Source organism: Mesorhizobium sp. WSM4810 (assembly GCF_055811235.1).
The window spans coordinates 61,154-77,520 of sequence record NZ_JBVVQV010000004.1 but is presented as its reverse complement, the minus strand read 5'-3'; the positions used below and the strand labels follow the sequence as shown (position 1 = coordinate 77,520).

Here is a 16,367-nt window from a genome sequence, read left to right as displayed (position 1 = left end):
CACAAGCGCAGCCGAAAACAAGGGGGCTGGGCGATGCCCATTCATGGTTGATGGAACGTTTCCGTTCATCTTCCGTTCAGACGCAAAGGTCCATGATTAAGGGTTAGTCTGAGTGGGGCCTGAATTTTCGGAGAGTGAAATGAAACCGCTCTTTTTGACTACCATTCGATCGGGCATGTTGACCTTGGGTCTTGTTTCCGGCCTCTCGGCGCCTTCCATGGCCGGGCCCATTCAGCCTGACGTCCCGCTCCCAACTGCTGCCGCGGCACGCGAAATCGTGCCGGTGCGCGAGAGCTGGGCTGGCGGCAATAATAACGTCTGGATGCGTGGCCGTAATTTCTCCCGGAACTGGAACCGTGGCAATTGGAACCGTGGCAACTGGAACGGTGGGCGGCACTGGCGCCGCAACTGGAACGGTGGGCGGCACTGGCGCCATAATCGTGGCCGGTACTACGGTGGCGGCCATTACGGCCGGTACTACGGTGGCGGCTATTACGGCCGTTACTACGACGACGACGACAACGGCGCCGCCGCGCTTCTCGGTTTGGGCCTTGGGTTCGGCCTTGGCAGCCTGTACCAGGGCTACTACAACCAAGGCTACTACAACCGGGGCTACTACAACAACGGTTACTATGCGCCGCGCCGCTATTATCGTGCCGGGCGGCTTTCCAGCGCTCACGTCCGGTGGTGCTACAATCGTTACCGGTCGTATCGCACCTGGGACAACACGTTCCAACCCTATAACGGCCCGCGCCAGCAATGCTGGTCGCCCTATAGCTGATCGACTGATGCATTCCAGGCGGCGCCGCCCCTCGCGGCGCCGTTTCCGTCTGGCTAAGCCTTCTTCTGAACTGTTCTTTGTCCGGCCAGGGCACCGCGAAATCGTTTCGCCACCGACGATAACGCTATGTTTATCAGGCGGGCCTAATTATCCTGCCGATCGCACCAGGGATTATGCGCGATGGCTGAAGACGAAAACAGGGACAAACGCAGGCAGCGCGTCTTCAAGGGCGCGACGATCCTGACCGGCATCACCAGGTCCGAGGTCACGTGCACGGTGCGCAACATGCATGACGGCGGCGCCGAATTGATGGTCTCGATCGACGCTCGCGTGCCCGACGAGTTCCTGCTCTATGTGCCGACCGACGGCATCGCCTACAAGGCAGTGGTCCGCTGGCGCCGCGAGGACCGCATCGGCGTGATGTTCACCGGCACGGAGCCAAAGCCCCCCTGGCACTACGGCTAAATCCCCTGAACCGCATTCTCCAACCACCCAGCCACACGGCCTTCATGTAAAAGCCGGCGGAGCGCTCCGCCGGCTTTTCCTGTGCAACGATAAAATTGCGGATTTCGGTCAGTTCTTGGCCTTGTCGACCAATTTGTTCTTCGAAATCTCCGCGCGCCCGCAGGGCGAAGCCCGAGGACGCGCAAGGAAACGAACGGGGATTTCGGTCAGTTCTTGGCCTTGTCGACCAGCTTGTTCTTCGAAATCCACGGCATCATCGCGCGCAGCTTGGCGCCGACTTCCTCGATCTGATGGCTGTCATTGTTGCGGCGGATGCCCTTGAAGCGCGACATGCCGGCGCGATACTCCTGCATCCATTCCGAGGTGAACTTGCCGGTCTGGATATCCTTCAGCACGCGCTTCATCTCGGCCTTGGTCTCGGCGGTGATGATGCGCGGGCCCGAAACATATTCGCCCCATTCGGCGGTGTTCGAGATCGAGTAGTTCATGTTGGCGATGCCGCCTTCATAGATCAGGTCGACGATCAGCTTGACCTCGTGCAGGCACTCGAAATAGGCCATTTCCGGTGCGTAGCCGGCTTCCACAAGCGTCTCGAAGCCAGCGCGGATCAGCTCGACCAGACCGCCGCACAGCACCACCTGCTCGCCAAACAGGTCGGTCTCGCATTCCTCGCGGAAATTGGTCTCGATGATGCCCGAACGGCCGCCGCCGACGCCGCAGGCATAGGACAGAGCGAGATCAAGCGCGTTGCCCGAAGGGTCCTGGTTGACCGCGACCAGGCACGGCACGCCGCCGCCCTTCTGGTATTCGCCGCGCACCGTGTGGCCGGGCCCCTTCGGCGCGATCATGACGACGTCGACCGAGGCCTTCGGCTCGATCAGGCCAAAGTGCACGTTGAGGCCGTGGGCAAAGGCGATCGCCGCGCCATCGCGGATGTTCGGCGCGATTTCGGACTTGTAGATGTCGGCCTGCAGCTCGTCCGGCGTCGCCATCATCATCAGGTCGGCCCATTTGGCGGCGTCCGCCACGCTCATCACCTTGAGCCCGTCGGCCTCGACTTTTTGGGCCGTCGCCGAGCCGGCCTTGAGGCCGATGGCGATTTCCCCAACGCCAGAATCCTTGAGATTGAGCGCATGCGCCCGGCCCTGGCTGCCATAGCCGATGATGGCGACCTTCTTGCCCTTGATCAGGTTGAGATCGGCGTCGCGATCGTAATAGACACGCATTTTTCTTCCTTCCCGTTTTTGAATTCAGAGCATAATGCCGAAAAGTGTGAAGCGGTTTTCGGACGACATCATGCTCTATCTCTTACGATTCAGAGCCGGATTCAGATTTCAGGTCGACTTGACCTGAAATCATCCGGCTCTAGGGGCCTTGCGGCCCGGTTTTTGCTCCGTAAAGAGCGAGAAACTGCTGCGTCGCCCGGACGGCATCGCCGCCAATCGCCGCATCAGTCAATTTTAGCCGGTCGCCGAGCAGCAGGCGGATCTGCACGTCGCGGGCGACCAGCCCGAAAAAGGTGCGGAATGCCTCTTCGGCATCCGAGAACTCGAGAAGCCCGGCCTGCCGGCCGGCCTCCAGCACCGGCTTCAGGCGCCGGGCCAGCGCGAAGCGCCCGTTCTCCAGCACGATGGCGCCAAGATCGTCGTTCCCCGACCCGGCACGGCCAATGGCGACGCGGTTCAGCGCGATCGATGTGTCGCTCGAAATCACCTTGAGCCAGTCCGAAGCGAAACGTGCGAGGCTCACCGTCAGCGAAGCAAGGTTAAGCCCCTTGCCGTCGACCGGCACCACCCGCACCTTGGAGGCCTGCCATTGAACAATTGCCGTCAACAGCCCGTCGCGATCGCCGAACCATTTGTAGAGCGTTTCCTTGGAACAGCTTGCCCGCCGCGCCACCGCGGTCATGGTCAACTGATCGCCCTCCTCGACCAGCAGGCGAAGTGCGGCGTCGAGCACGGCTTTCTGCCGCTCGGTCAGCGCTTCGCTGGTGTCGATGTCGACGCTTGCCTGCAACAAACTCTTTTCCTGCTCGATAACGGCGGCGGCCAGGACCGTACCGTACGTTACGGTTCGGCATCTCTATGACGTATTGTCGGACCCGGGGCAAGCCCTATCTCCGCTTTTTGACACTTCCAGGCCGGAACGGCCACCGCTCGAAACGGCGACCGCTCGTACGGCTTATCGCGGAGAGAAAAATGCTCGTCGGCCTGCTTGCATTGACTGTTGCCGCCGCTTTCGCGGGCGCCGCCATCTATATCAGCGTTGCCGAGCAACCGGCGCGGCTTCGCCTCGACGACCGTGCACTGCTGCAGGAATGGCAGCCTTCCTACAAGCGCGGCGCCGCTATGCAGGCGTCGATTGCCGTCGTCGCCTGTGTTCTTGGTGTCGTTGCCTGGTGGCAGACCGGCAGTCTCGCCTATCTCACGGGGGCGGTGCTGATCATCCTGCCATGGCCATGGACGCTGATCGTAATGATGCCGACAAACCGGTTGCTGGAGGCGATGGACGCGGCCGCCGTCAATCTGCAAGCGAGGGCGCTGATCGTCAAATGGGGCAATCTGCATCTGGGTCGCGTCATGCTTGGCGTGCTGGCGGCACTGGCATTCCTCCGGGGAAGTGTCTGACGTCGCTGCAAGCGACCTTCAGCGCCAGCCGGACCACATCACTCCGGCATCGCCGGATGACGCAGCCGCCCGAGCAGAGCCGACAAGGTTTCCAGGTCATCATTGGAGAGCCTGGCGCCGACCAGCTCGGCAATCGATCGCCCGTAGACGGCCCACATCCGGCGGCGCGTCTCGCGCCCCTTCCGCGTAATGCGGACAGTCTGTCCGCGACCGTCATCGGCAACCCTGAGCTTCTCGACCAGCCCGTCCGCTTCGAGCCGCGCCAGCAGCCGCGAGACGTTGTACTGCGCAAACAGCGTGCGCTCGATCAGCTGGAACGGCCGCAAGCCGCCCTCGCCGGCTTCGGCAAGCTCATGCAGCACGTCGTACCAGGCAAGCGGCGGCAAGCCGGCGTCCTTCAGCGCGTCTTCGGCTCTTTCCAGCAGCTGGCGCGAAACGCGCATCAGGCGCGCCCAGGCTTTGATGGCCGCCGGCGAAGGATTCTCCGTCATGATGCAGCATAGGCGATAGATGCAATTGCATCAAGCTTGCCAGTGGATGCAAATGCATCTATATAGATGCAACTGCATTTATATCGGAAGGCCCTGTCATGAAGCATGAAACTTCGGAGATCGCCGACATCCCGGAGACGGGCGGCCTGGTGACCGACAAGCTCGTTCTCGTCAGCCACCACCTTTGTCCCTATGTGCAGCGCGCGGCGATCTCGCTCGCCGAAAAGGACGTGCCGTTCGAACGCCTCACCATCGATCTCGCCAACAAACCGGCCTGGTTCAAGGCGATATCGCCGCTCGGCAAGGTACCGCTGCTGCGTGTGCCGCAGAATGGCGAGGAAGCCGTGATCTTCGAATCGGCGGTCATCCTCGAATTTCTCGAGGAAACGCTGGCCAACCCACTGCATCCTGCCGACCCGCTGGCCCGCGCCCGGCATCGCGCCTGGATCGAGTTCGGCTCGGCCATCCTCAACGCCATTGGTCGGTTCTATTCCGCTCCGACCGAGGCCGCCTTCCTTGCCGAAAGCGAAGCTCTGTCGGCAATGTTCGATCGTCTCGAAGCGGAACTGGCGGCTGGCCGGGCTGGGCCATGGTTTGCTGGCGAGCGCTTTTCACTGGTCGATGCAGTCTATGGGCCAGTCTTCCGCTATTTCGACGCCTTCGATCGGATCGGCGCGTTCGGCATCCTGAGCGGAAAGCCGCGTGTCGAGGCCTGGCGAAAGCGATTGCACGAACGCAAGTCGGTGATGGACGCCGTCACCCCGGACTATCCACAGCGCCTTCATGCATTTCTGCAAGCGAAGGGTTCGCACCTTTCGAAACTCATCCGCCGCAACCAGGCGGCCACCGCGCTTCCTTGATACCGATCCGCCTGAACGGATCGACCACGGTTCCAGCCACCATCGAGGCAAGGATGTTTGGCGCCGGCGGGATTTTTGCCACCGACGCCACCAGCCTGTCGCGGACGAACGGCATCACGGTCGAATCCGACTGGTAGAACGGCGTCAGCATCAGCGACAGCGCCTGAAACACCCGGACATGCCATCGCCGCGCCTGGACATAGACCTCCAGCGCAGTATCGACACGATCCGTTCCTATGAGCGCATAGTTGAGCGCTGCCGCGTCGAGCAGCGCCATGTTCGCCCCTTGCCCGAGCTGCGGGCTGGTCGAATGCGCCGCGTCGCCGATGATCGCCCATCGCCGTCCGGCCGGCACCTTGAGCGTGTGATGGCCGTAACGCGCCAGCGAAAGCTGATCGAAACTGTCGATCTGGCGCGTGAACGCGTCGCATTCGGGCCACAGCCGAACCAGCCTCGCCTTCCAGGTGTCGAGGCCTGTCGCCCTGACCTGCTCTGCATCCGCCGGCTTCAGGCTCCAGAAGAATGCCGCCATCTTCTCGACGCCCGGTTCCGGCCTGCCGATCGGCAGCACGCCGATCATCACGCTCGCTCTGTCGTAGCGCTGCAGCAGCGCGTGCTCGTCGAAACCGTCGCCGCGCCAGCCGAGTGACGCCCAGAACGCGCCATAGGCGAGCGGCCGCGGCTCCCCCGAATTCCCTACGCGCTGCCGCAATTTGGAGCGCGAACCGCTGGCATCGACGACCAGATCGAACGGCCCTATCCTTCGCCCGTTGCCGCAGATCAGCGTTGCCCGTTCGCCGGTTTCCAGCGTCTCGAGCTCGACGCCGGTTTCGATGGCGATCGCCTGGCGCCGGACGGCGCGGAAAAGCACGCCGAACAAGGCCGCCCGGTGCACCGCCAACCCGAAACGACTGCGGCGCTGCGCAGCATAGCGGACGTCGAGCACGGTGCGGCCGGTTTTCGCGTCGGCGCCATGCAGGCGGTCGATGCGGCTGCCCAGCGCCAGGATGTCGTCGAGCACACCAAGATCGGCAAGCACCGTCAGCCCGGTCGGCTGCAGGATCAGCCCGGACCCGACCGGCTTTGGCTCGTCGAAGCGCTCGAAGATGGTGACCCGATGCCCGGCACGTTTCAGATAGAGCGCCGCGGCCAGTCCGGCCGGGCCGGCGCCGGCAATCGCGATGTCCAGAGAAATGCCCATTGCCGCCGAATCGTCTCGCCCAGGCCGGACCATCCTTCAGCGCTATCGGCAAATAAAGCCGTCGCTCTGGTATCTCCTGGTATCGATGCGTCAGGTCTCGGCAGCGTCGAAAGCGTTCCGCGCGGCGCGCACCGCGCCATGATTGAGCTCGGCCCATTGGAGCAGCTGATGCAGGGGCCCGAACATCGAGCGTCCGAGATCGGTCAGACTGTATTCGACGCTCGGCGGTTTGGTCGGGAAGACTTCGCGATGGACATAGCCGTCGCGCTGCAGATCGTGCAGCGTCTGGGTGAGCATGCGCTGTGAAATGTCGGGCACCAGCCGCCGCAATTCGCCGAACCGGTACGGCTTTTCGGCCAGCGCCATCATCAGCAGCGAACTCCATTTGTTGCTGATGCCCTGGATCACGTCGCGCACCGGACAGTCGGCAAGGTTGCCCCCGCCGCTGCACGCTTTGTAAATCTCGAGCTTCGACTTCAGACTGACGACCTTGCTGTCCATCGCTGGTTCCCTGCGCCTGCCTACCTCCCGCAAAACTGCCTTCTTTACGAGGATCGGTCAATTCCTCTTTTAGTGCTGGTCTCTTTTTGAGACTTATACAAGCACCCGCCGCTCCGGCGCAACGACAGGACTTCCCATGACCGATACCCTTCTCGTCACCGGCGCCTCCGGCCAGCTTGGCCGCGGCGTCGTCGATCATCTGCTGGACACGCTCAAGGTTCCGCCCGCACGCATCATCGCCGCCACCCGCAATCCGGAAAACCTCGCCGAGCTGACGGCGCGCGGCGTCATCATCAGGCAAGCCGATTTCGATGACACCGCGTCGCTTGTCGAAGCATTCAAGGGCGCCGACAGGATCCTGATCGTCTCGACCGGCGAGATCGACCTTGGGGGCAAGCGCCTCAAGCAGCACGAAAATGCCGTCGCAGCCGCGCGGCAGGCCGGCGTTTCGCATCTGCTCTACACCTCGATGCCCAATCCTGAGCCGGGATCGCCAGTGCTGTTTGCGGGCGATCACTACGGTACCGAGCAGGCGATCAAGGCGAGCGGCATCCCCTACACGATTTTTCGCAACGGCTGGTATCAGGAGAACCTGTTCATGTCGCTGCCGCACGCCATTGCCTCGGGACACTGGTATACATCCGCAGCTGACGGCCGCATCGCCCATGGCGCTCGCGACGACATGGCCGCGGCGATCGCTGCCGGTCTTGCCTCGGGCGCCACCGAAAGCACGACATACACGCTGACCGGTCCGCAGGCCCATACCGTCGCCGAGATCGCGGCCCTGGTGACCGACGTCACCGGCAAGCCGATCGAGGTCGTCCAGCTTTCGGACGAGGCGTTGACCGAGGGCCTGAAGGCTGCCGGCGTTCCCGAGGGCTTTGCCCCAATCGTCACGTCCTTCGACACCAACACGCGCTCCGGCCGCATCGACATGGTGACCGACGCGATCGAGACGCTTTCAGGCAGGAAGCCGCAATCGCTGAAGCAGTTTCTTGAAGCGAACAAGGCAGCGCTGGCCGGCTGAAGTCGGCCGTGGTCAGGGCATGTCGAGATTCAGGTCAGGCCGAGTCGAGAATGGTGGGTTCCGAGAACCGGAGCGGAGCGTACTTTCGGGTACGTGAGCACCGGAAGCGCAGGAACCCGCCGTTCGCAGGCCGGCCTCACCTGAATATCGGCATGCCCTAAATCGCCACCTGCGTTCCGATCTCGACCACACGTCCGGTCGGGATCTGGAAATACTCCGTCGCATCGGCTGCCGTGCGCGCCAGGCCGATGAACAGCTTGTCCTGCCACACCGGCATGCCGGAATTGGGTGACGCCTTGAGCGAGCGCCGCGACAGGAAGAAGGACGTCGTCATGATGTCGAACTTCCAGCCCTGCTTGCGGCAGATCGCCAGCGCACGCGGGATGTTGGGCTGTTCCATGTAGCCGAAGGTCAGTGTCACCCGCATGAACAGATCGTTGATCGTTTCCATCTTGACCCGGTCGCTGTCGGGCACGACAGGCTGCTGCGCCGTCACCACCGAGAGGATGACGTTCTGTTCGTGCAGCACCTTGTAGTGCTTCAGGCTGTGCATCAGCGCGGTCGGCGCGCTGACCGGATCGCTGGTCAGGAACACGGCCGTGCCGGACACCAGCTGTGGCTTCTTCTTCAACAAATTGGCGGCAAGGAAATCGAGCGGAATCTCGTTCCTGCGCGTCTTGTCGAACAGATAGCGGCTGCCGCGTATCCAGGTCCCCATGATCAGCCCCATGATGCAGGCCACGGCGATTGAAACCCATCCGCCGTCCATGAATTTCACGATGTTTGCCAAGAAGAAGCCGGTGTCTATCGTGCCAAACAGCAGCGCCAGCGCCGCAGCGAGAGCGGTCTGCCATTTCCATTGCCACCGCATCACCACGAACAGCAAGATCGTCGTCATCAGCATCTCGCCTGTCACCGAAATTCCATAGGCGGAAGCCAGCGAACTCGAGCTGCCAAAGCCGACGACCAGCAGCATCACGCCGAGCGCGAGAATGAGGTTCACGCGTGGCATGTAAATCTGGCCAAGCTGCATCTCGGAAGTATGCTGAACTTCGATTCTGGGCAGAAGATTGAGCTGCACCGCTTGCCGGGTCAGCGAAAACGCCCCGGAGATAACGGCTTGACTGGCGATGACAGTCGCTGCTGTTGCGAGCCCGACCATCGGTATCAGTGCCCAATCCGGCAGCATCTGGAAGAACGGATTGTCGGGCACGCCGCCATGGGCAAGAACGAAAGCGCCTTGCCCAAAATAGCTGAGCAGCAGGCAGGGAAAGACGATCCAGAACCAGGCCAGCACGATTGGACGGCGACCGAAATGTCCGAGATCGACGTAAAGCGCTTCGGCACCGGTAACCGCCAGAAAAACCGCGCCGACGGTGAGAAACGCGCCCGCTTTGGCCTCGGCAAGGTAGGCGACGGCATAGTAGGGGTTGATTGCCAAAAGCACCGACGGATCGTCGCTAATGTGCACCAATCCGGCAATGCCGATCGCCAGAAACCAGAGCGCCGTCACCGGCCCGAAAACCGTGGCCACCCTGCCGGTCCCGAAACGCTGCACGGCAAACAGGACGGCAAGAATCACCAATGTAATGGGAACCACATATGGATCGAACGCCGGGGTCACGACGCTCAGCCCTTCCACCGCTGAAAGCACCGAAATGGCCGGCGTTATGATCGCGTCGCCGAAAAACAGTGCGGCTCCGCATAGACCGATGACAAGAATGATGCCGGAGCCAGCCGGATAGGCTTTCCGGGCCAGCGCCATAAGCGACAGGGTACCGCCCTCACCCTTGTTATCCGCCCGAAGCACGAAGGCGACATACTTTATGGTCACGATAATCGTCAGTGCCCAGACGATCAGCGACAGAATGCCCAGAACGGCACTGCGCGGATCGGTGCCCGACGAAGCATGCAATGCTTCGCGAAGCGCATAAATAGGGCTGGTGCCGATATCGCCATAGACCACGCCGAGAGCGCCCAGCATCAGGACCTTGGTGCTGTGCTTTTCGACCTCAGGATGGCTGGATTGTTCGACTGGTTCTGCCTCACTACCACTGTTGGTAAGGGCCATGGACGACACTCCGATAAGCGCGCGGTGCTCTACGCTTGCTGCGATGCAATATCAAGTGCCCCAACGTGATGGCTGCCATGTCCGCAAAGCGAGGCTTCCATCTCTACCACCCACAAGCCTTCAGAAATCTTTTGACCGTACCGGCCATGCCATACTCCAACGCATCGGCTGTCAACCCATGTCCGATCGACACTTCGGCCAATGTCGGGATGCGTTTTGCCAATGCCGGCAGGTTGTTCACCACCAGATCGTGGCCGGCATTGACCTGAAGCCCGGCGGCAAGTGCTGCATCCGCGGTTTTTCCCACTCTTTCCAGCTCATTCGCCGCTTTTGCCGAATCGGAATGAAAGCTGCCATATGGACCCGTGTAGAGCTCGATCCGGTCGGCGCCGGTGTCGCGCGCGGCGTTCATGCCTGACGGATCCGGGTCGGAAAACAACGACACGCGAACGCCCCCTTTCTTCAGCCGTTTGACGATCGGTGTCAGGAACGCCGCCTCGGCGGCAAAGTTCCAGCCATGGTCGGAGGTGGCCTGGGCAGGGTCGTCGGGCACCAGCGTCACCTGCTCCGGCTGGTGCTTTTCCACAAGCGCCAGGAAATCCTCGCTCGGATAGCCCTCGATGTTGAACTCTGCCTTGGGGAATTCGTCGTCGATCAGCGCTCTGATCTGCGGCAGGTCGGAATGCCTGGTGTGCCGCTCGTCGGGCCGCGGATGCACGGTCAGGCCATGCGCGCCCGCGGCCAGCGCCAGGCGCCCGAGCCCGATGAGGCTTGGCCACGGCAGGTCGCGCCGGTTGCGCAGCATGGCGATGGCATTGAGATTGATGGAGAGTTTTGCAGGCATGGCTTCTCGGGTCCGGACATAATCGCGGCCATCTATACCGCCTTTGGCGGGAACAGACAGGGGGTTTCCGGTGTTCCAGAGGGACGTATAATATCCAGCAAGAGGAAGACCCGTGAATTATCTTGAAGACGTGCCGGCGGTTCGCCGCATCGACACCGACCGCGACGACCTGTTCGCCATCGACGTCGTCGGCCGTGTCACGGCGGCCGATGCGGAAAACCTGTTCGGATTGCTGGAGGCGGCCTACGCGCTGCATCCGAAAATAGACGTGCTGGTGCGCCTGATCGACCATGAAGGCGTCGATTGGGCCGATGTGTCGGACGAAACGCTTGAACAGGGCACGGCCCATGCCGTGGAGCATGTCGGCCGCTGCGCTGCGCTCGGCGAGCCGAACTGGGTACCCAACGCACAGAGCGTGCTGCCTGCTTCCTCGCCTGTCGAGCTCAGGCATTTCGAGGCAAAGGACGAAGCATCCGCCTGGGAATGGCTCGGCGCCAGACCGCTGGCCCCACGCTGACGCAGGTCGACCCCGTGCCAGTCCCAGATTCCTGGTCCATGGGGCAACTCGACCGGCCTATCTGACAATCGTCAGCCGTTCCGACGCGCGCGTGATTGCCGTGTAGAGCCAGCGCTGGCGGGTTTCCTTGAACGCCCAGCTTTCGTCGAAAAGCACGATCTCGTTCCACTGCGAGCCTTGCGCCTTGTGCACGGTCAGCGCGTAGCCATAGTCGAAATCGTCGAAGCGTTTTTTCTGCTGCCAGGGAATGTCGGCGTCCGGGTCCTCGAACGCCGCCTTGAGCAGCTTGATCTTGGCGACGCCGCGGTCGGGATCGTCCTCCTCCGGTGAGACCAGCAGATTGATGCCGGGTTTCACCGTCTCGCGCGACGAGGTCATCACCTTCCACAGCGAGCCGTTGAGCAGTCCCTTGGCTGGGTCGTTGCGCAGGCAGACGAGCTTGTCGCCGGCCTGCGGATAGTCGGCATTGAACCCCTTCAGCTCGCGCAGCCGCTGATTATAGCGACGCCGCGTCCTGTTGGTGCCGACCAGCACCTGGTCCGCCTTCAGCACCAGTTCCTGGGTGACATCCTCCTTGCCGATCACCTGCGCCGCGCCATAGTCGCCGCGCATGAACTCGCGGCCCTCGCGCACGTCGAGCGCCAGCCGGATGATCGGGTTGTCGCGTGCCTGCCGGTGGATCTCGGTGAGCAGAATATCCGGCTCATGCTCGGTGAAGAAGCCGCCGCCCGAGATCGGCGGCAACTGGCCGGGATCGCCGAGAACCAGGATCGGCGTGCCGAAACTCAAGAGGTCGCGGCCAAGCTGCTCGTCTACCATCGAACATTCGTCGATGACGACGAGCTTGGCCCGCGAGATCGGGCTTTGCCGGTTGAGCGAAAAGGTCGGCGACATCGAAGCCTTGCCGGTCACCTCGTCCGCCACCGATTCCTCGCCCTTCGGCCGGTAGATCAGCGAATGAATGGTGCGGGCATTGACCGCGCCCTTGGAACGCAGCACCTGCGCCGCCTTGCCGGTGAAGGCGGCGAACTGCACCTGGCCGTCGACATGCTCGGCGAAATAGCGCGCCAGCGTCGTCTTGCCGGTGCCGGCGTAGCCGAACAGCCGGAACAGCTGCGGCTTTCCGGTCTTGAGCCAGGTGGCGACCGCCTTCAGCGCATCGTCCTGTTGAGGAGAGAATTCCATCAGCGCGAGAGACCGGATTCGCGAGGGAAAGACAAGGCGCAACGATATCGGCGGCGGACCGCACCGCTTCCAATGGCGCAAGTCAGGCAGAAGACGGAACCTAAAGAGAACGAAGTCGAGCCGCCACGACCTTGTGGTGAAAACCTGACGCTTAGTACCCGATACAGACTTCGGTTTTAGGTGGAAAGCGGAAGCTGGCCGACAGAGCGGCGAAAGTCTGCTTGGTGCTGCCACGAGCTGCCCTTAATCCGAAGGTAGCTCGTGACGTTTCATCATGCCCTCTCCGCGATTTTGGGGTAGATTGAAGACCTTAGCGTTCTGGTCGCCACGAACCCGGGAGAGGGCCATGGACATTGGCGCGTGGCTGCGCGATCTGGGGCTGGGACAGTACGAACAGGCGTTCCGCGAGAACGACATCGATGGCGGCGTCCTAGCCGACCTCACCGCCGATGATCTGAGCGGACTTGGCGTCGTCTCGATCGGCCACCGCCGCAAGTTGCTCGCCGCCATCGCCGCCGTGCGCGCGGGCTCGCCTCCAGCCATGTCCCCATCCATCCAGCCACAGAGCACGATCTCCGGGACAGTGGCCCTGCCGTCCCCTGAGGCGGAGCGGCGCCAACTTAGTGTGATGTTCGTCGACCTCGTCGGCTCCACGGCGCTCGCCGCGCACCTGGACCCCGAGGACATGCGCGAGGTGATCGGGACCTACCACCGCCGCATTGCCGAGACGGTTGGTCGCTTCGGCGGCTTCGTCGCGAAGTACATGGGCGATGGAGTCCTGGTCTATTTCGGCTGGCCCCAGGCCGACGAGGCCGATGCCGAGCGCGCAGTACGCGCCGCCTTGGCCACGCTGGAAGCGGTTGGCCAGATTGCGCCCGCCGATGAGCGGTTGTCCGCACGCGTCGGCATCGCCAGTGGCCTCGCCGTCGTGGGCGACCTGCTGGGGGCCGGGGCCGCACAGGAGCAGGCTGTAATCGGCGAGACCCCGAACGTTGCCGCGCGGCTACAATCCCTTGCTGATCCTGGATGCGCAGTGATCGACGCAGAAACACGGCGGCGCATCGGCGGCCTGTTCGAGTGCCGCGAGCTTGGTTCGGTTCACCTCAAAGGGCTAACCGGCCCTGTCCGCACCTGGCAGGTGCTTGGCGAGGCCATGGTTCAGAGCCGCTTCGACGCGATGCATCCGGCCGCCCTCACGCCGCTGGTCGGGCGCGATGACGAGCTCGATCTGCTGCTGCGCCGCTGGCGGCAGGCGAAGGGCGGCGAAGGGCAGGTCGTGCTCATCGCCGGCGAGCCCGGCATCGGCAAGTCCCGCCTGATCGCTGCGCTTGAGGAGCACGTAGCTGGAAAGGTGCATCTCAAACTCAAGTACTTCTGCTCGCCCCATCACCGTGAGAGCGCCCTCCAACCGATCATCGCACGCTGGAAGAACGAGGTAGGCTTCGTGGACGGCGAGCCTGCGGAGGCTCGGCTCGTCAAGCTGGAAACCCTGCTACACCCACTCGCCGCCTCGCATGAGCTGGCGCTCATTGCCGAGATGCTCGGCGTGCCGGGTGGCGAGCGGTACCCGCCACTGGCTCTCAGCCCGGAGCGCAAGAAGGAGCAGACCTTCGGGGCACTGCTTCACATCCTCGATGAACGGGCCCGCCGATCCCCCGTGCTGATGCTGTTCGAGGACGTGCATTGGGCCGATCCAAGCTCGCTGGAGCTGTTGGACAGGTTGATCATGCGCTTGGCCTCGCTGCCAGTGCTGGTGGTCATCTCCTTCCGGCCGGAGTTTGAGGCGCCCTGGGTCGGTCTGGCGGGCGTGACCTTGATGGCGCTGAGCCGTCTCAGTCCGCGTCAAGCCGCGACGCTCGCCTCTCAGGTGGTCGTGGGCCAAGCATTACCGGCCGGAATGCTGGATCGGATCGTGGCGCAGACCGACGGTGTGCCCCTGTTCATCGAGGAATTGACCAAAGCCGTGCTGGAGAGTGCCAGCCAGCCCGATGCTGCTGTCTCGGCGCTTCCGATCCCGAGCACTTTGCAGGCTTCACTGACCGCTCGGCTGGATCGGCTGCCGGCCGCCAAGCAGGTGGCGCAGATCGGCGCGGCACTCGGCCGGGAGTTCAACCATGAGCTGCTGGCCGCCGTGGCGGGACTACCCGAGGCAGCGTTGGCGCAGGGACTGGACGAGCTCGTCAATTCTGGTCTCGCGTTCCGGCGCGGCACGCCGCCCGAGGCGACCTACACGTTCAAGCACGCGCTCGTGCAGGACACCGCCTACGTGAGCCTCCTGCGTGGCACACGCCAGAAGTTGCACGCCCGGATCGCCCAGGTACTGGAAGAGCGCTGGCCGGAGGTGGTCGAAACCCAACCTGAGCTGCTGGCCCATCACTTTACCCAGGCGGAACTGACCGAGCGGGCTGCGGACTACTGGCAGCGGGCCGGGGAACGCACCTTCCGGCGCTCGGCCGTTGCGGAAGCCATCGGCCATCTCACCCGGAGCATTGACCTCGTGCGGACCTTGCCCGAGAGCCGCGCCCGGGCAGAGCGCGAACTTCATCTTCAGACTATGCTTGGTCAGGCGTGCATTGCCCGGTACGGCCACGCAGCACCTGAGACCGCCTCCGCTTTCGCCCGGGCGCAGGAGTTGGTAGAGGCCGTAGGCGACGCATCACAACAGTTTCCTGTGCTGTATGGGTTCTGGGCTGTCCAATTCGTACGCATGGCGCTTCCCGAGCAGCAGAAGCTGGCCAGGCAAATTCTCGCCTTGGCCGAGCTGCACCCAGACCCGGAGCGGCTGTGCTTGGCGCACCGAATGTGCGGCGCGACAGATGAGGTGGGGGGCGAGCTGCTCGCCGCCCGCGAGCACCTCGAGTGTGCCGTTGCGCTGTACGACCCGGAACGGCATGGTTCGACGGCCTTTGTTTTTGGCCAGGACCTTGGCGTGTCCGCGCTCGCCCACCTGACCTGGGTGCTGTGGCTGCTGGGCTACCCGGATCAGGCATCCCGCCGACAAGCCGAGGGATTGGCCGTAGCCCACCGGGTCGGCCATAAGAACACCCTCGGGTTTGCCCTGATGTACAGCGCGTTGGTGGGGGCTTTCGGCCGCGACGACAGCGCGGCCGCGGGGCATGCGGCGGCGTTGCTGGAGCTGGCCCGGGAACACAAGTTGGATCTATGGGCCGCCAGCGCGACGGTGGTCCAGGGCTGGGCCATGGCTCGTCACGGTCAGGAGGCCGCCGGGATAGAAGCGATCCAGCGCGGGCTTGCGGATTGGGGGAAGAGCGGCGCGGCGTGGATGCGTCCGTTCTTCCTGGGCCTGCTGGCCGAGGCTTGTGCCCTCTCGGGGGACATGCAACGGGGGCTCGGTGCACTGGATGAGGCTCTGGCAGTGGTCGAGGGGACAGGGGAGCGTTGGCCGGAGGCCGAACTGTATTGCTTGCGCGGGCAGCTTCTGGCAGCCCTACCGGACGGAAGACCAGATGAGGCGAGCGCCGCATTTGAGCACGCGATCGAAATCGCCCGGCGTCAATCCGCGAAGTCCTGGGAGTTGCGTGCGGCCACCGGTCTTGCCCGGCTGTGGCGCGACCAAGGCAAGCCTGCCGATGCCCACACCCTGCTCGTGCCCGTGAATGAGTGGTTCTCCGAGGGCTTCGAGACCCCCGACCTGAGAGAAGCCAAGGCGTTTCTCGACACCCTGAGGTGACTCAAGTCAGCTCGATGTCACTAGGGGTGGAGGCAATATGACTAAATGCCCGCATCGGGCTCAAACCTGTTAAGAGGGGTCGAAACCGGAATTTCGGCTCCGGTGC

15 protein-coding genes are annotated in these 16,367 nt (G+C 63.2%); 7 read left to right on the top strand and 8 right to left on the bottom strand.

Going from position 1 to position 16,367, the window contains the following annotated elements; all coding sequences use genetic code 11:
* Nucleotides 1-139 precede the first annotated feature (139 nt).
* On the top strand, nt 140-781 hold the full coding sequence (locus AC0L3O_RS07600) for a BA14K family protein (protein ID WP_023798826.1): 642 nt from the start codon (nt 140-142) through the stop codon (nt 779-781).
* A 180-nt stretch (nt 782-961) separates the two neighbouring features.
* Nucleotides 962-1,246 carry a PilZ domain-containing protein gene (locus AC0L3O_RS07595; RefSeq protein ID WP_023798825.1) on the top strand — a complete coding sequence of 95 codons (285 nt, stop codon included), beginning with the start codon at nt 962-964 and terminating at the stop codon, nt 1,244-1,246.
* Between the two features lie 206 nt (nt 1,247-1,452).
* Here AC0L3O_RS07595 and ilvC read toward each other — a convergent pair whose 3' ends face one another.
* Complete coding sequence (ilvC, locus tag AC0L3O_RS07590; RefSeq protein ID WP_473615268.1) at nt 1,453-2,472, bottom strand: ketol-acid reductoisomerase; 1,020 nt, start codon at nt 2,470-2,472, stop codon at nt 1,453-1,455.
* A 139-nt stretch (nt 2,473-2,611) separates the two neighbouring features.
* Nucleotides 2,612-3,265 (bottom strand): TetR/AcrR family transcriptional regulator, encoded by a 654-nt coding sequence (locus AC0L3O_RS07585; RefSeq protein WP_023798822.1) that lies wholly within the window; start codon nt 3,263-3,265, stop codon nt 2,612-2,614.
* Nucleotides 3,266-3,444: 179 nt separating this feature from the next.
* Between AC0L3O_RS07585 and AC0L3O_RS07580 the strand changes: the two genes are divergently transcribed.
* On the top strand, nt 3,445-3,873 hold the full coding sequence (locus tag AC0L3O_RS07580; protein ID WP_023798821.1) for an anthrone oxygenase family protein: 429 nt from the start codon (nt 3,445-3,447) through the stop codon (nt 3,871-3,873).
* Nucleotides 3,874-3,911: 38 nt separating this feature from the next.
* Here AC0L3O_RS07580 and AC0L3O_RS07575 read toward each other — a convergent pair whose 3' ends face one another.
* On the bottom strand, nt 3,912-4,364 hold the full coding sequence (locus tag AC0L3O_RS07575) for a MarR family winged helix-turn-helix transcriptional regulator (protein ID WP_023798820.1): 453 nt from the start codon (nt 4,362-4,364) through the stop codon (nt 3,912-3,914).
* 98 nt (nt 4,365-4,462) lie between these two features.
* Here AC0L3O_RS07575 and AC0L3O_RS07570 point away from each other — a divergent pair, with 98 nt between their 5' ends.
* Nucleotides 4,463-5,224, top strand: a complete 762-nt coding sequence (locus AC0L3O_RS07570) for a glutathione S-transferase family protein (protein WP_084833688.1) — start codon at nt 4,463-4,465, stop codon at nt 5,222-5,224.
* Here the strand turns inward: AC0L3O_RS07570 and AC0L3O_RS07565 are convergent.
* Entirely contained in the window at nt 5,187-6,458 is a 1,272-nt protein-coding gene (locus tag AC0L3O_RS07565) for an FAD-dependent oxidoreductase (RefSeq protein WP_023798818.1), read from the bottom strand. The two genes, AC0L3O_RS07570 and AC0L3O_RS07565, sit on opposite strands and share 38 nt — an antisense overlap.
* Before the next feature lie 57 nt (nt 6,459-6,515).
* Nucleotides 6,516-6,926: a winged helix-turn-helix transcriptional regulator gene (locus AC0L3O_RS07560; RefSeq protein ID WP_023798817.1), complete on the bottom strand. Its 411-nt coding sequence runs from the start codon at nt 6,924-6,926 to the stop codon at nt 6,516-6,518.
* Nucleotides 6,927-7,062: 136 nt separating this feature from the next.
* On the opposite strand from AC0L3O_RS07560, the gene AC0L3O_RS07555 reads away from it, so the two are divergent.
* The gene (locus AC0L3O_RS07555) at nt 7,063-7,953 is read left to right on the top strand and encodes an SDR family oxidoreductase (protein ID WP_473534242.1); all 891 of its coding nucleotides are present in this window, start codon (nt 7,063-7,065) and stop codon (nt 7,951-7,953) included.
* A 157-nt stretch (nt 7,954-8,110) separates the two neighbouring features.
* Here the strand turns inward: AC0L3O_RS07555 and AC0L3O_RS07550 are convergent, their stop codons facing one another.
* Nucleotides 8,111-10,024 carry a potassium transporter Kup gene (locus AC0L3O_RS07550; RefSeq protein ID WP_236386182.1) on the bottom strand — a complete coding sequence of 638 codons (1,914 nt, stop codon included), beginning with the start codon at nt 10,022-10,024 and terminating at the stop codon, nt 8,111-8,113.
* Nucleotides 10,025-10,127: 103 nt separating this feature from the next.
* Complete coding sequence (locus tag AC0L3O_RS07545; protein WP_473534243.1) at nt 10,128-10,868, bottom strand: pyridoxine 5'-phosphate synthase; 741 nt, start codon at nt 10,866-10,868, stop codon at nt 10,128-10,130.
* Nucleotides 10,869-10,980: 112 nt separating this feature from the next.
* Here AC0L3O_RS07545 and AC0L3O_RS07540 point away from each other — a divergent pair, with 112 nt between their 5' ends.
* Nucleotides 10,981-11,385 (top strand): SpoIIAA family protein, encoded by a 405-nt coding sequence (locus AC0L3O_RS07540; RefSeq protein ID WP_473534244.1) that lies wholly within the window; start codon nt 10,981-10,983, stop codon nt 11,383-11,385.
* Nucleotides 11,386-11,442: 57 nt separating this feature from the next.
* Here the strand turns inward: AC0L3O_RS07540 and AC0L3O_RS07535 are convergent, their stop codons facing one another.
* Nucleotides 11,443-12,570 carry an ATP-dependent DNA helicase gene (locus AC0L3O_RS07535; protein WP_473615267.1) on the bottom strand — a complete coding sequence of 376 codons (1,128 nt, stop codon included), beginning with the start codon at nt 12,568-12,570 and terminating at the stop codon, nt 11,443-11,445.
* A 346-nt stretch (nt 12,571-12,916) separates the two neighbouring features.
* Here AC0L3O_RS07535 and AC0L3O_RS07530 point away from each other — a divergent pair, with 346 nt between their 5' ends.
* Complete coding sequence (locus AC0L3O_RS07530; RefSeq protein ID WP_473478206.1) at nt 12,917-16,261, top strand: adenylate/guanylate cyclase domain-containing protein; 3,345 nt, start codon at nt 12,917-12,919, stop codon at nt 16,259-16,261.
* Nucleotides 16,262-16,367: the final 106 nt, after the last annotated feature.